This is a genomic window from Parabacteroides sp. MSK.9.14, from assembly GCF_019041495.1.
Lineage (GTDB): Bacteria > Bacteroidota > Bacteroidia > Bacteroidales > Tannerellaceae > Parabacteroides > Parabacteroides merdae.
Map to the genome: position 1 here is coordinate 41,363 of NZ_JAHPXO010000019.1, position 16,650 is coordinate 58,012.

A 16,650-nucleotide genomic window follows, 5' to 3' on the forward strand; every position below is an offset into this window, starting at 1 on the left:
CTTATTGATCGCTTGAGACAGCTTTGCCGTCTGGTGTTATACAATTTGTAAATATTAGATTACGGGATGTCCCAGCACTCTCCAACGGATTCCCCGCCATATTAAAGTAGCAATCTGTCATCTTCACTCCGTCACAGCCAGAAATCGAGATTGCTTTCCGGTCCGATGCACCGGCATTCACAACGACTCTGTCTACTGTCACATTATGGCAGTCCTTATATATTTCGGCTACGTTCGCTGCATCCTGCAGGGTGACTTGTTCGATTTTCACATCCTCGCAGCCTTCCATGCAGATCAAAGCTGGTGCATAATCGGATACATTTCCTTCGATATGCCCTTTTTGCAATTGCTCTTCCACGCTTGCCCGCACAGCGATGCTACGGCCATCGATAATGCCTTTTCCACCGATACCGATATTCTTTTGCTTGTCTGCGTAAATAATCGCATTACATCCCCCAACCCCTTTAAAATCATAAACGGAGGGAACTGCAACCAAGACGGCTCCCTCTTCGATACGGATCGTCACATTCGACTTAAGTTCGATTGAACCAGTCAGATAACGGCCCACATAAAAAATAAGCCGGCCGCCTCCCTGTTCACTGATATAATCGACAGCTCGCTGGATAGAACGGGTATTGAGTGTCACTCCGTCCGATTTGATTCCAAACATCGCGACTTGGTAATCTTTAGCTGAAAGTCCCGCCACAAAGACCAAAAGGCCTATCACACTTGCAAATAATTTATTTTTATTCATATCGTCTCACTTTTTTGTTTTTAATCCTATACATCCTTCCAGTCCGATATCGTACTCTCATTTTATCACTTTTGACTTATAAGGGAATATCTGTTTCTTTCCCTCGCCCTCCGGCTCGATAAACCGGACATCCTTGAATGTCACCTCCCCGGCATCATCCATCACGATAGCCGGACGGTAATCTTTTTTCAAAGCCTTAAACGTCACATTATCAAAAGTGATTCCCTCGGCATGACGGATGTAGAAGCCCCAAGCCGGCAATTCCTTAAACTGCGAAAACTCCGGATAGGAAGTCGCCATTTCAGGAATACTGTCCAGCTCGGCCGGTGCCAATCCACGGTAAGCGTAGTAGGGATTACCACCTCCGGGAGAAACAATCTCGATATTCTGGAGTGTCACGTTCTGAATCTTATATTCCGGCAATCCAACAATGCTGGCGGGTGAGATATTGCGGGGAAGATCTTCGATCGGTCCTTCATAATTATATCCGGCATCCGGTTTGTCCATCGGGATCTCGGCATAGACATTCTTGATCGTAATATTCTTCATAATCGGTTTCTTCCCTGCACTCCAACGGTCACCGATACGGAGGTAGATCACATTTCCCGTATGAATGGAACGAACGCCATCTACTTCGATGTTTTCGATCAGAGCACCATCGACTGCTGCAAATGTTATGGCCGAACGATACGTATCATATATCTTGATGTTTTTCACTTTGAAGTTACGGAAACCACCTCTCGATACCGTCCCGAATTTCAAGCCACTGGCACTCGAACGTCCCACACAGTTCTCGACAACCACGTTCTGACACATGCTGTTCGCATCATGCGATTTAAAGCAAAGCGCATCATCCGCCGCATCGATAAAAGAGTTTTTCAGCACAACGCCGTCACAGTCTACCACATCGATACCGTCATTATTCCAATAGGATTTGCTATCCACGTGGATTCCGTCGACATAAAGATTCTTACACTGGTCGTATGTCTGGTTCCAGCTTGCCGGGTCCCGCAGGGTGATATCCTTGATTGTCACATTCTCGCATTCACGGAAATAGATGTTCTGCGGACGGTTCGTCTCGTTCGGACGGCCCAGTTTCAGTGGATCTTCGTAGATACCCCGCTGGATATAGTCCACCATATTGTTGGCTGTTTGAAAACCACGCCCGTTAATCGTCCCTTTCCCCGTTATACCAATATTCTGCTGCTTGACTGCGAAAATCATAGACATCCAACGAATATACGGATCTTTTTCGTAATCCCAAGGATTGGTCGATCCCAATAAAGTCGCTCCTTCTTCAAGATGGAGTGTCACGTTCGACTTCAGGTAAATCGTCCCAGTCTGATAATTACCCGCAGTAAAGACCAAGCGCCCCCCACCTTGTGCATTCACAAAGTCGATTCCTTTCTGAATGGAACTCGTGTTCAATGTCTTACCATCCGCTTTCACACCGAAATCCGTGGCATAATAATCTTTGGCCGACAAGTGCAGTCCACACATCAAACCTAGGCAAAGAGAGAAAAATCTGTATCTGTTCATCATAATACGGTATTTACAAAAATAAGATTAATCCATGTTCCCATGTGTCTTTCACAATGGACAAAAATATTCACCCTCGCACAAATTTTATCTATGCTTTTGATATTTATAATTAAAAATTTGATACATCTTTGCAGAGTGCTATCATAAACAGAATGAGCCATGAAACAATTATTATTATCTTTATTGACCTTCTTTCTCTACATCGGATGCACAGAAAATAGAATCGCATCTAAACTCGGAAATACCTATCCGGATATATTTCCGGATTATAAAGGAATAAGTATCCCCATCAATATTGCACCTTTAAACTTTACTGTCAGAAATTCCTCTCATATAAAAGCTGTTTTTTCCAACAATAACCAACCATTATTCAGCATCGAAGGGAAAAACAAAATCGATATACCCTTAAAGAAATGGCAACATATGTTATCCGACAATACTGGCAAGCAAATAGATATATCCATATCCGTATGGAATGAATCTTATCCGGAAGGTATACAATACAAATCTTTTCCTGTTTATATTACAACAGACTCTATCGACCCTTATATTGCCTACCGATTAATCGAACCGGGTTATGAATCTTGGCATGAAATGGATATCCGCCAAAGAGCTTTAAACTGTTTTAAAGAGGATATTATCATATCCAGCAATATGAATGAAAAAGGATGTGTCAATTGCCACTCATTCTGCAATTATTCCCCTACAGAGTTCATGTTTCATGCACGGACTTCTCCGGGAGGGACAATCATTATTAAAAATAACCAGCCTACCAAAGTGCAATTATCGCAACTCGGATCATCCAAAGAAGGAACTTATCCCCACTGGCATCCATCTGGCAAATATATCATTTTTTCAACCAATACCACCCGTCAGTCTTTTTATAGCCGAAACCCGAACCTAATAGAAGTCTACGATCTGGAATCAGACCTGGTCTTATATGATTTGGTCCATAACACAGTCATAACGGATCCCCGTTTCAACGGTCCGGCATCTTTCGAAACATTTCCAGCGTGGGCTCCTGACGGGAAACGCCTATATTACTGCACAGCTCCTGCCAGACAATTGCCCAAGAGGTTGAAAGAGATTAAATACTCTATTTGCAGTGTCTCCTTTAACCCAGACAACGGTTCTTTCGGAGAGACAATCGACACGATCTATACGGCACACAATAAAAGCGCTTCATTCCCCCGTATCTCACCAGATAACCAATATCTGCTTTTCACCGAATCGGATTATGCAACTTTCCCGATCTGGCATAAGGAAGCGGATCTGAAAATGATATCTTTACAAGGTTCTGCCCCCGTGGATACCGATATCTTAAACAGCACAGACGTGGAAAGCTATCACTCCTGGTCTTCAAACGGAAGATGGATCATATTCAGCAGCCGACGCCTTGACGGGCTTTACACCCGTTTCTTCATCGCCCACCTAAATGAGAACGGAAAGTTCAGTAAACCGTTCCTACTCCCGCAGAAAGATCCTGACGAGAACAACCTCCGAATGAAATCATTCAACATTCCGGAATTTATCAAGGATAAAATCACAATCACCAGATCTCAGCTGGATCATACCGTAACCGATTAAAACGTACATAAAAATGAAAAAAGGAAACATCATACTTCTGGTCCTGTCAAGTATTTATACACTCGTTATCGAATATATGTTCTATCCCGAATATATTCGTTATCAGGAGGCAGGCGGATTATTCCTGATGACAAACGACTACCTGCAAGGTTATCTACTTGCTCCAACCGGATGGAACAGTCTGATAACGAACTTTTTGTCTCAGTTCTACCATCCGCTCTCACTGGGACTTTTCGTGGAAACAGGTTTACTTTTGATTACCGCAGTCATCCTCCTCCTCTACTTAAGGCAATGGAAAGCAGCACTGCACGGATGGATAATCACCGTACCGATCATCATGTTCTGCATCTATCAATATGCCTGGAACTTATCCGCACTATTACAATACAATCTATTCCTTTTAACACTCGTTTTTTATCTTTTCATCCAGAACAAAGTAATACGCTATACCAGCGCTTTGATCGCTATTCCTTTCTTATATCTTCTTTTACCGGAAAACTGCTTACTTTTATTGTATCTGTATGGAATTGTTTTCGAACGAATTTTCTTCAAACAAAAAGGCTTCCCTATGTTACCGGTTATAAATCTGGTACTTGTTGCCGTATGGCCTCTGTTATGGCAAAACTTTGTTTTTTACACCCCGGTCAATCAGTTGTACACATTCATTAATCCTGAATATGGAATGCGATATATTTACGTATACTATGCCTTGTTCCTAATTCCGCTCTGCTCTGCTTTCCTCTCCGGCAGAAAAGAAAACCGCTATATCTCTATCGCATTCCCCCTTCTCTTAATCGCATTCAGTTGTTACAGCATTTATTCTTCTCCCAACCGGGAAAGGGAGAAACGCCTGGCTGTACAACGGTATGCGGAAGAACAACAATGGGATCGGGTACTACAAACGATCCATACCAGTAACAGCAGCGAAGCCTACTATCATCCTTACCTGATGCTTGCCCTTAATGAAAAAGGTATCCTGCCGGAGCAACTCTTCCACTATCCAGTACAGTCAGCAGACCGCATTTATTTTCCGGCAAACGAATTGGGCGGAGCCAATTTTAACAGCCTTTTCGCCTATGCTCTCGGACTGAAACACGAAGCTCTCCACCAACTTGCACAAGCCAATGCCATGTCTCCACAAGGTCTTTCTTTCTCCCGGCTCAGAAGATTGATTGATTGGCAAACAGAATCCGGAAATCTTCCCCTGGCCCAGAAATATATGGACATCTTACAAACCTCCACCTGTCACAATCAATGGATAAAAGAACGAACCGAACGGATCTCCAAGTCCCTAACAACTTCCAAAGAAGCATACAAGGAAGATTTCATTATCGACGCATCTTCCCCCCTCATTCTTCTGACACAAGCGATAAAAGCCGATACAACCAACCGTAAAGCACTCGACTATTTGTTATGCGGCGTCCTTTTGGATAAAGACTTGAAAGGCTTCTATAATTTATTCCGGCAATACTTTCCACAAGGTGAAGCGATACCGATTCATTATCAGGAAGCTCTGTTAGTGGTCGACCTCATGTTTCCTCATTTGGATGCCACCCGCAACTACCCAGTCACCCCAACCTGCAGGCTGGCTTTCGAAGACTTCGGCGTACTGATGTCACAGCGTCCGAATACGGATCATGTACTCCGGCAAAAATACGGAAACACCTATTGGTATTATGGATTTATCCGTACCGCCTAAACTCGACACAAAATAAAAGCCCGGAAGCATTTCTGCATCCAGGCTTTCTATTTTTATACAGATAGATTTAATCAATAACCTTCATTCTGCGGGAAGTTAGCCCCAGAGTTAGCTTCGATTACCTGTAATGGTATTGGATATTGCCATTGATAATCCTGAATATTGGGACCTGCATCCTTCAATTCGTTTGTAGCTGCCGGGAAACGATATCCATATTTGCGGGTACGCTGTACCAACACCGGATTTTCTTTTGTCGACAGACGAGAGAGTGTTACTGCACGATGTTCTTCGCCATACAATTCACGGGCACGCTCATCCAGAATATAGTCAATCGTCACATCAGCAGCCGTACACAATGGAGCTTTGGCACGGGCACGAACAACATTGATAGCATCTGCCGCACTTGCTTTATCTCCTTTATTCAAATATGCTTCTGCCAACAACAGATAAGTTTCAGCCAGACGAATTACATACCAATCCGGATCATATCGGCGATAGTCGCCATCCACATGCTTATCCGTACCGAACTTCCAGATACGCGGGAAAAGAGTGACCGTATCATTAGCCGTGATTTTATAAAGATCGGCATCCGGATCACCGGACGCTTTTTTAGATTCATATAAAGCCTTCGCCTCATCAATGGCCTGCCTCCATGGCTTACCTCCCGACTGATATAGATTACGTTGAATCATCTCTTCAGAGCCACGGACATCACTTCCACAATTATTCCATAGATCACCTAAGAACCATTCGGTCGGATGGCAAGTTCCACCGCCACCATACCCCGTCGAGTCGGTTGCTACATTCGACTTATTCTTATTCGCATCATAATCCGCTTTACTATTTGTAAAAGTTACAGCCCCCCAACCAAATATCTGAATAACGTCACCATTTGACAAAGTCCTTTTCTTGTCCACATTATAGAAATTAGAGACAAAAGCCTGTTCGATATGGCATTTTGCTGGAGCAGATCCCCAACTTACAACACCACCGCCACCAGTATTACTGATGCGTCCTTCATAATCATATTGAGCTACCCAGATTGCTTCTTTATTTCCTTCCTGATAATTAAAATTACCCATACGGAACAGATCCCAATAAGAGCTATGAGGATTGCCATAACGGTCCGTTGCCTCACCAGCCCGTGTTCCGAAACGTTCGGTCATCAGATGGTAATCTCCGTCTGTTCCATCAATTACACGTTTTGCCGCCGCAATCGCCTTATCATAGTCACCGATACAGATAGACATTTCAGCTAACATATGGTCTGCAGCCGCTTTTACGATACGGCCATTTTTCGTCGTTGTCAACGGTAAATTCTGAGCTGCCCATTCAAAATCCGCCGCACACTGTTTCCAAACATCCATACGGGGAGAACGTTCATAATCTACTTTTGCAGAGCGAGCCGGTTCCAATATAATAGGAGTGTCACCGTACATACCGGCTAAACAACGATGAGCCCACGCACGGAAAAAGATCGCTTCCGCCCTAATCTCATTTCTTTGAGTCTCGCTATCCCATTTGATATCCCGAGTATCGATAGCATCGATAATTATATTCGATTGTTGGATTATTTGACACAAATTATCGTACCAGTGACGTGAATACCCCGGTTCGTCAGGAGTAAATGTCTTCCAGTTACTTGTAATATAATTTTGGTCTGTTGCAGCAAAGGTGTCCAGTCCCATGCCTGTCATAAAATAGTTATGATTACCCCATACACCAAAAAACAAATACTGGATGCGCCCATGCAGAAAACCGATTGCCATGTCCAATTCCTCAGGTGTATTATACGAAGTCGAAGACGTATATTCATATGACTTTTCTTCTAGAAAATCATTGTCACAGCTAACCAATCCACATAGGGACAAAGAGCCAACAACCGTTCCTAACAATATATTTTTAATTTTCATATCCGTTCAATTTTTAGAATGTTATATTAGCACCAATTGTAAGTGTCCGATAAGCAGGCTTGCTTCCATAACGGCTACTACCAGGACCGGCAGCAATCGTACCACCTGTTTCAGGATCCAGACCAGACCAGCCGGTAATTGTGAATAAGTCCGTACCACTCAGATAAAGACGCAAATTCTGAATATTGGCTTTCTTTACCCACGGCTGATCGAAAGTATAGGAAAGACTCAAATCTTTCAGTTTCAGATACTGACGTTGTGACCAAAAATAATAGGAATAAGTATTTACATAGCCCAAGCGTGGATGCTCGTTTGTTGGATTATTTTCGCTCCATGGAGCAACTTTCAACTGAGCACCTGATGTCGTTGCCGTATTATGGTAATTACCAAACGGATCACTACCGATAAAATGAGAACTGTTACCTGCATCCCAACGGAAGTTAAAATACAAAGAGAAGTTCTTCCAACTTAACGTATTGCTAAAATTGATCGTGAACAATGGGTCCATATCTCCAATACAGTGACGGTCATCCGTACTGATCTTACCATCACCGTTATAATCCAGGAACTTGATGTCACCAGGTACAGCATCCGGCTGAATCTTATTACCATTCGCGTCTACATAGCTATCAATCTCAGCCTGAGATTGGAAGATACCTAACATTTTCAAATCCCATGCAGCATTGATCGACTCGCCTATAACCAACGCACGAGCAGTTTCGTAACCATTTGTTGTCGCATTACCCGTATCGTTCGCTTCCTTGCCATTAGCATCCTTGCCAAAAAGGTGAACAATCTTGTTCTTGTTACGATAAAAAGTCAATCCGCTTTCCCAACGGAAATTATCTTTACCGTCTCCATTTATATTAACCGTATTCAAAGATAGTTCGACACCGCGGTTCATCACCTCACCCGCATTAAACTTTGCTTCCGAGAAACCAGTCATATAAGGCAATGAACGGTTCAACAACATATCATTTGTCTTTGATTTATAAACATCGATAGAACCAGAAATGCGTCCGTCCAAGAATCCGAAATCAAGACCGAAGTTTCCTGTTTTAGTTGTCGCCCAAGTCAATTCCTCATTTGCCAACGAATTCTGATAGATATACAAAGAAGATGCATCATACCAAGTATAACCGGAAGCGACTGTAGCCAATGTAGCATAGGCTTCGATACTCTGATTACCGGTCAAACCATAGGATCCTCTCAGCTTTAAGAAACTCAATCCCGGAATTACATTCTGCATAAAATCTTCCTGGGACAATGTCCAAGCTGCAGACACACCTGGGAAGTTAGCCCATTTACTACCTTTTGCAAATCCAGAGAAACCATCACGACGGAAGTTCGCCGTCAGATAATACTTGTTTGCATAGTTATAATTGACACGAGCCATATAACCGACATTCTGCCATTCCTTCAATGTCTTGTTAATCTGCTGAGTCGTTGCCAAATTTTGTCCGTACGAGCCTAATACAGTCGGCAGTTTGAAACCACTATAAGCAGTCTTCAACTGATTCTGATGAGTGGCGTCACGCGTATAACCGAGCATTGCATCCAAATGATTCTTTCCGAAATCTTTCGTATAAGTGAACACATTGTCCATTGTCCACGCATAAGTCTGGTTAATCTCCGATTTACCATTTGCCTCCGCCGTATACTTATACGGATCAGCCAATTCCTCAACTTTTCTCGTATCCAAGAAATACTGGGGATTTACAAACATATCAACATTGTTCGTATTTTTTACAGCATTCATGGTAAACTTATAGCTCAGACCTTTTACAAATGGGAAATCGATCTGTACAAATCCTGTTCCATTTAGGTTATCATATTTCTTCTCACGATCTGTCCACAAATAGGAAGTAGTTTCGGAAGAACTCCAAAACGGGCTGGCGACATTTCCATTTGCATATCTTTCATACCAATCAGTATAGCCATCATAACGTACATACTTATGGCTATAGGGCGACAGCCATGTTGCAGACTGAATATTTGCGATCTGACCAGGATTAGAGGCATTATAATAAGATGCGCGCATACCGACCGTCAACCAGTCTGTAACTTTTGCGTCCATTTTAGCCATGAAAGTCAGCTTTTTATAGTCATCGCCAACAATCAGACCATCCTGTTTCATATAACCGGCCGACAAATAATAATTCACTTTATCGGAAGCATTTCCTGAAATACTCAGATTATAATTCTGAATCTGCGCATTTTGAGAGACCTCATCAATCCAATCAACCCAACCACCAGCATTGTAAACTTCCAGTTCCTCAGCATTCAATAGCTGTGCGGGGTCCAAACCTACGCTCGGATCAATCGAACCGGCAGCAATCATCGCTTCACGACGACGATTCAAAAATTCATTTTGATCCGTTACCATCTGCGGCTTTCTTGTCCAACTCTGAATTCCGTAATAAGCATCCAAATTAACCGTAGGTTTGGAAGAACGACCACGCTTTGTTGTAATAATAATTACACCATTTGCAGAACGTGAACCGTAGATGGCAGCAGAACTGGCATCTTTCAGAACATCAATGGATTCAACATCCGTCATGGCAATTTCGTTGATACTACCATTAAAGATAGAACCATCGACAACCAACAACGGCTTGTTCAAGCTTGCCTCCGAAGGACCTGTAATAATAGAATTCATACCACGAATCGTCATTGAAGCCGTATTATCACCACCGGCATCTGTTGTCGGGGAATAATTAAAACCCGGAATCTTGCTTGACAACGCAACTAAAGCATTCACGTTTGCCAACTGCGTCAACGGAGAATCATCCAATTTAACACTAGAAATAGAGCCTGCCAAATCTTTTTTACGGGATGTACCATAACCAACCACCACAACCTCATCCAATGCCATATTATCTTCCTGCAATTTCACAGTTAAATTTTTGGTATTTCCTACTTTTATTTCTTGTGTCTGGAAACCGACATAAGAAAATACCAATACGGCATTACTGCTACCCGGAACATCTGGAATCGTAAACCTTCCATCACCATCGGTTAATGTACCGATAGTTGTTCCCTTTACCATCACATTTACGCCTGGAAGTTCAAGCCCTCCTGCATCAACCACTTTTCCTGAAATAGAAATCTGGGCAAATGCTTGCAATCCTATACATAGGAAACATAGCAAAAATAGAATTCGATTTCTCATAATCTCCAAACTTATTAGGTTAAACGATATTTATTTTCACAAATGTCTGCCTTTATTATCTTTATAATCATGAAAAAATGATATTTTTCCCTTGCTTTTTGACAGATGTAATAAATTTAATATCTTTGTAAACAGAGATAAATGTAATCTCTCAAGCGAGAAACATTTTATTCTGAAATACTCAAAATAATCACCAAATGGATTTTGATCGCAGTAAACATAATGTCATAAAGTACTTACCGACAAACAATGATGAGAACATCTGGGGAATGTCTATTAACGGCATAGGATTTCAGTCTATTGATCCAAAAGGCAGTTATCCCCTTAAAGGTCACCCAATCGGATATACATTTAATCCCGACCGGGGCAGAATTATTGACGAGTTCGCCCTGGTATATATTGTAAAAGGAGAAGGAACTTTTGCTTCCATCAACTGCTTTGAAAAGAAAATATCAAAAGGAGACGCATTCTTTATTTTCCCCGGACAATGGCATAGCTACCAACCTATCGCCAATATAGGTTGGGATGAATATTACGTAACCTTTCAAGGTGATTATTTTGAAAAATTATTAAACGGAATTATTAATCGCGCAAATCCCATATTTCATATCGGCATGAATGACCAAATCGTCAAGCATTTCGGGGAAATGCTTGACTGTGCCAGGGCACAGAAATCCGGGTTCCAAGCTGTTTTGGCGGGAATTACGATGCATACGATCGGCTTGATCTATTCGATCAACAAAAATCAGGACTGTGGACCGGTTTCTATGCAGAAGATACAGGAAGCATGCGTATTGATGCGGGAAAACATTTACGACAAGTTTACACCGGAAGATATCGCCGAATCCATCAACATGAGCTATTCCAATTTCAGGAAATCATTCAAGCAATACACTGGGATCGCTCCCCATCAATACATGCTGCAACTGAAGCTCAGCAAGATCAAAGATTTACTGAGCAGTACGGAAATGTCGATCCAAGACATCGCAATGAAGCTCAATTTTGAATCGGCCGACTATTTCTCTTACTTTTTCAGGAGCAAAACAGGCATAAACCCACTCTCCTACCGAAAAGAAATCGAAAAGCAGCGGGAAAAAGCCAAGAAAAACTCACACTAAAAGAAGCCCTCAATCAGAAACCCCGTCCAAACTTATGCCATAGCTGTCCTTCCATTTCCTCCCAACAACGCAAAGTCGAATAGATAAAATCAAAGGAATAACGGGTAAGATAAGCTTGGGCTTCATCTTTCTTGCCTTCCCGAATAAGGACCGATACCTTGTTTTCTATCAGAGGCATTTCGTCGGCAGCCTTCTGCTCGAAAGAGAGGACGGCTGGCTCGATTAATTTACGACCATGCCCCCAACTCACTTGCGCCAAACGGTTTGTACGTCGATAGGTCCAAAGGGCGGCATCAGGACGATATCGTTTATGCCCGCATACCTTAAAGCTTTCAGGGACATCCGTCATTCCGGCAAATAACGGGACACGGGGACTTTCACCCGGATTATCTTCCGACCACCAACAAACGCCTCCAACCTCGTCCGGTAACCAATCTCGGCACTGGATCACAAACGAATAAGCACACCAGACAACCGATATCGTCCGCTGTTTCTCTATCTTCTTTTCACCTCGCTGTGCATTCAGGAATTCAAACATATCATTCGTCATCCAGTTTTGTGCCAACGGGCTTTTATATATCGTATCACGCTCGGTTCCATCTTTATCCTTGATTTTCTTCGTAACCATCATGTCTTTTGTCATATCCCATTCTGTTCCCTCATATGTTTCACGCAGCAAACGGTTCATATCCGCCAAAGAAACATTCTGTTCGGGCTTGACAGACAAAGGTAACTCCTCCATGTCCATCGTCAGGTTCAAAGAAGGAGCCAGCGTTTTCAAAACAAAAAAATCCCGGATGGTAAAAGGCTTCTTCCCCGTTTCATGGATTACTTTCCAGAACTTGAAAGGCTCTTTCCCGTCCCAATACCCTAACTTCCGTGCTTTCTCCTTCAGTCCTTCACTATACATATAATTATCCTTATCCCCGAAATCGACATCGGAAATACGAGGTGTATTGGCCGAAACCGTCACATGGTCGTCCGGTATGCGCCGGGCAACCCATAAAGCCCCCATATCTTCCGAACCTGCACCCGTAATCTCGAAAAACCAGAGTTCCCTCTTATCGGCAACCGTCAGGCATTCCCCTCCATCACGATAGCCATATTGTTCTGCCAAACGTCCCATCAGCAAGACCGCCTCGCGTGCCGTACTGCAACGTTGCAAAGCAATCCCCTGCAAATCCTCAATATGGAACAAGCCTTTGGGATTACGCAGCTCCTTACGTCCCACGATAGTCGTTTCTCCCATCGCCAGCTGTTTCTCGTTCATACAAGGATAACCAGTATTCAGATAAGCAAATGTATAAGGAACCTGTGGGATAGAACCTTTCAGTTTCACACCCAAACGGTCGTTTTTGCTTTCCGTATGACGGAGATCCCAATAAAGATCGAGTTTTGCGGTGTCCGGCCAGTTTTGGGCAGGCACAACCTCCATCCAAGTACGAGAAGTCCCGTCACACGTCTGCGATGTCATGACCGAACCATCAGTCGTCGCCAATTTGCCAGCAGCAATACTCGTACAGCTTTCGTTCGGATTCGTTAATTCTACTACACGCTCCTGAGCAAAGAGAGACACCACAGCACAACAAAGGCATATGAACGCTGTATATACTTTTTTCTTCATTTTCCTTTAAAGTTTTTTACTTAATAGGACAAAAATAATCAGTATACGCAAATGCCTCCCCTTATTTTTTGATATTATTCATTATTAATTTGACAATCGACAACCGTACCACGTTTGAATACGATTTACAAACTGCCCTCCCGATATAAATAGGATTAGTAGTGCATGTATTTGGAATTAAAACAAAAAAAGCCGATAACGCAAGTCCAAGTATGATTTGCATTATCGGCGCGATTATGTTGTGATAGCTTTTATCTTCCCTGGCGCTTACGTTCAAGTTCGTCAAGGATGATTTTACGCATACGCATGCTGTTCGGGGTGATTTCTACATATTCATCGCCTTTGATATATTCCAAAGCATCTTCCAGGCTGAACACCGTAGGAGGAGCCAAAGACACTTTATCATCCGAACCGGAAGCACGCATATTCGTCAGCTTCTTCGACTTCGTCACGTTAACCACCAAGTCATTGTCTTTCGTATGCTCGCCAACAACCTGTCCGGCATACACCTCATCGCCTGGAGCAATAAAGAAACGTCCACGGGATTGCAAGTTATTCAAAGCATAAGCATAGGCAGTACCTGTTTCCATCGCGATGATAGAACCATTCGTACGGCGTTCGATCTCACCTTTCCACGGTTGGTATTCGAGGAAACGGTGCGCCATGATCGCTTCACCAGCTGATGCAGTCAAAACAGCATTATTCAAACCGATAATACCACGAGAAGGAATCGTGAATTCCAGATGCATACGGTCGTTCTTGCTTTCCATCATCGTCATTTCACCCTTACGTTTGGTTACCATATCGATGATACGGCTGGAACATTCTTCCGGCAGATTGACTGTCAACTGTTCAACCGGTTCACACTTCTGGCCATCGATTTCCTTGATAATGACCTGCGGCTGACCAACCTGCAACTCGTAACCTTCACGACGCATGGTTTCGATCAGGACAGACAAGTGGAGAACGCCGCGTCCATACACCAACCAAGAATCGGCAGAATCTGTCGGAACCACTCGCAAGGCAAGGTTCTTGTCCAACTCTTTCATCAAACGTTCATAGATATGGCGAGATGTCACAAACTTGCCATCTTTCCCGAAGAACGGAGAGTTATTGATCGTAAACAACATAGACATCGTCGGTTCGTCGATAGCGATCGTCGGCAGCGGTTCCGGATCATTGGCATCGGCAATCGTCTCACCGATTTCAAAACCTTCCACACCGATAATCGCACAGATATCGCCGGACTGGACAGCATCTACTTTCGTACGCCCCAGTCCTTCGAACACATCGATTTCCTTGATCTTCGATTTCACCATCGAGCCATCACGCTTGCAAAGCATGATCTCCTGCCCTTCGCGCAGTTCGCCACGATGCACGCGCCCCACAGCGATACGGCCTACATACTTGGAATAGTCCAACGAAGTAATCAACATCTGGGAAGAGCCTTCCAATACCTCGGGTTCCGGAATATACTGGATGATAGCATCCAGCAAAGCGGTAATATCTTCCTTCGGCTCTTTCCAATCTTCCGACATCCAACCCTGCTTGGCAGAACCGTAGATCGTCGGGAAGTCGAGCTGTTCCTCCGTTGCATCAAGACTGAACATCAGGTCGAACACCATTTCCTGCACCTCTTCCGGACGACAATTCGGCTTGTCTACCTTATTAATGACCACAATCGGTTTCAAGCCTAACTGGATAGCCTTCTGAAGCACGAAACGAGTCTGAGGCATCGGTCCTTCAAAAGCATCGACCAGCAACAAGCAACCGTCAGCCATGTTCAATACGCGTTCCACTTCACCTCCGAAGTCGGCGTGTCCCGGAGTATCGATAATGTTGATTTTATAACCTTTATAATTAATAGATACATTTTTGGCAAGGATCGTAATCCCTCGTTCGCGTTCCAGGTCATTATTGTCCAGGAACTGATCCGGCTCTGCCTGTCCTTCACGGAAAAGCTTACCAGCTAATAACATCTTATCCACGAGCGTTGTCTTACCGTGGTCTACGTGCGCGATAATCGCGATGTTTCTAATCTTTTGCATTGAAAACTAATTTATTGGCCGCAAAATTACAATAAATTTGCGAGAAGTATATGACATTGACACTTCAAAATAAAAAAAGATACATAAAAAGATTTGTCAATCAAAAATGAATCCCTACCTTTGTCCCCGCTTAGATAACATAGTATTAATTTATTAAAGTACACAAGAATCATGTTTTTAGATTCAGCAAAGAAAAAAGAGATTTTCGAAAAGTATGGTAAATCTGCAACGAACACAGGTTCTGCAGAAAGCCAGATCGCACTGTTCACAGTTCGTATCGCACATTTGACTGAACACTTGAAGGCTAATCACAAAGACCATAGCTCTGAAAGAGCTCTGAAAATGTTGGTAGGTAAACGTCGTCGTTTACTGGATTACCTGATCAAGGTTGATATCGAAAGATATCGTGCTATCATCAAAGAGCTTGGTATCAGAAAGTAAGAAACAATTTCTTCGCAAGAAGTTCAAAAGGATGGTCTCTACGGAGATCATCCTTTTTTCTTTCACTAAACGCATTTGTTTAATGAAAATTTAATGTAATTTTGCGCCGTTCTGTTACAAATTAAAAGATTCAATAAACAATAAACATATAATGCTCATGGGAAACAACAAAATCATAGGAGCTAAAATCAAAAGCATCCGCGAATCCAAACAACTTTCCACCCAGGAAGTATCCGAACGCTCAGGTCTGAGCATCGAACAAATAGAACGTATCGAGGGCAATATAGACTTTCCGTCTCTCGCCCCGCTAATCAAGATAGCCCGCGTATTAGGCGTACGTCTGGGGACATTCCTGGATGACCAGGCAGAACTGGGTCCTGTCATCTGCCGCAAAAAAGACAGCAATGACACGAACAGCATAGGCTTCAGCAACAACGACAGCAAGGCACGCAAGCACATGGAATACCATTCACTGTCACAAGACAAGTCGGGCCGCCATATGGAACCGTTCCTGATCGATGTCGCTCCGAGTGAAGACGGGGTGGATTTCGTACTCTCCACACACGAAGGGGAAGAATTCATCTATGTACTGGAAGGCGTCCTCGAAATCAACTATGGCAAGAATACCTATATCCTGGAAGAAGGCGACAGCATCTACTACGATTCCATCGTCGCCCACCACGTACATGCCGCCGCCGACAATACGGCGAAAATCCTCGGAGTCATCTACACCCCCTATTAATCTGCCGTCT

General features: G+C 43.3%; 11 protein-coding genes. 5 read left to right on the forward strand and 6 right to left on the reverse strand.

Annotated elements, in window-relative coordinates:
• Window position 1: 1 nt before the first annotated feature.
• Window positions 2-754 carry a glycosyl hydrolase family 28 protein gene (locus KTG12_RS11520; protein WP_022322476.1) on the reverse strand — a complete coding sequence of 251 codons (753 nt, stop codon included), beginning with the start codon at window positions 752-754 and terminating at the stop codon, window positions 2-4.
• 57 nt (window positions 755-811) lie between these two features.
• Window positions 812-2,293, reverse strand: a complete 1,482-nt coding sequence (locus tag KTG12_RS11525) for a glycoside hydrolase family 28 protein (RefSeq protein ID WP_022322477.1) — start codon at window positions 2,291-2,293, stop codon at window positions 812-814.
• A gap of 162 nt (window positions 2,294-2,455) precedes the next feature.
• Here KTG12_RS11525 and KTG12_RS11530 point away from each other — a divergent pair, with 162 nt between their 5' ends.
• Together KTG12_RS11530 and KTG12_RS11535 are read left to right on the forward strand one after the other, a co-directional pair.
• A complete protein-coding gene (locus KTG12_RS11530) occupies window positions 2,456-3,883 on the forward strand; it encodes a PD40 domain-containing protein (protein ID WP_022322478.1) in 1,428 nt (475 codons plus the stop codon).
• A 13-nt stretch (window positions 3,884-3,896) separates the two neighbouring features.
• On the forward strand, window positions 3,897-5,582 hold the full coding sequence (locus KTG12_RS11535) for a DUF6057 family protein (protein ID WP_022322479.1): 1,686 nt from the start codon (window positions 3,897-3,899) through the stop codon (window positions 5,580-5,582).
• A 71-nt stretch (window positions 5,583-5,653) separates the two neighbouring features.
• Here KTG12_RS11535 and KTG12_RS11540 read toward each other — a convergent pair whose 3' ends face one another.
• The gene (locus KTG12_RS11540; protein ID WP_022322480.1) at window positions 5,654-7,495 is read right to left on the reverse strand and encodes a RagB/SusD family nutrient uptake outer membrane protein; all 1,842 of its coding nucleotides are present in this window, start codon (window positions 7,493-7,495) and stop codon (window positions 5,654-5,656) included.
• 13 nt (window positions 7,496-7,508) lie between these two features.
• A complete protein-coding gene (locus KTG12_RS11545) occupies window positions 7,509-10,667 on the reverse strand; it encodes a TonB-dependent receptor (RefSeq protein WP_005635561.1) in 3,159 nt (1,052 codons plus the stop codon).
• Between the two features lie 197 nt (window positions 10,668-10,864).
• Here KTG12_RS11545 and KTG12_RS11550 point away from each other — a divergent pair, with 197 nt between their 5' ends.
• Window positions 10,865-11,785, forward strand: coding sequence for an AraC family transcriptional regulator (locus tag KTG12_RS11550; protein ID WP_022322483.1), 921 nt, complete (start codon window positions 10,865-10,867; stop codon window positions 11,783-11,785).
• Between the two features lie 13 nt (window positions 11,786-11,798).
• Here KTG12_RS11550 and KTG12_RS11555 read toward each other — a convergent pair whose 3' ends face one another.
• Both KTG12_RS11555 and typA read right to left on the reverse strand, forming a co-directional pair.
• Window positions 11,799-13,409, reverse strand: coding sequence for a dipeptidase (locus KTG12_RS11555; protein ID WP_055284921.1), 1,611 nt, complete (start codon window positions 13,407-13,409; stop codon window positions 11,799-11,801).
• Between the two features lie 251 nt (window positions 13,410-13,660).
• Window positions 13,661-15,457, reverse strand: a complete 1,797-nt coding sequence (gene typA / locus KTG12_RS11560) for a translational GTPase TypA (protein WP_005645586.1) — start codon at window positions 15,455-15,457, stop codon at window positions 13,661-13,663.
• Between the two features lie 171 nt (window positions 15,458-15,628).
• On the opposite strand from typA, the gene rpsO reads away from it, so the two are divergent.
• Window positions 15,629-15,898, forward strand: coding sequence for a 30S ribosomal protein S15 (gene rpsO, locus KTG12_RS11565; protein ID WP_005635554.1), 270 nt, complete (start codon window positions 15,629-15,631; stop codon window positions 15,896-15,898).
• Window positions 15,899-16,055: 157 nt separating this feature from the next.
• Complete coding sequence (locus tag KTG12_RS11570) at window positions 16,056-16,640, forward strand: helix-turn-helix domain-containing protein (RefSeq protein ID WP_005645580.1); 585 nt, start codon at window positions 16,056-16,058, stop codon at window positions 16,638-16,640.
• The last annotated feature ends 10 nt before the right edge of the window (window positions 16,641-16,650 follow it).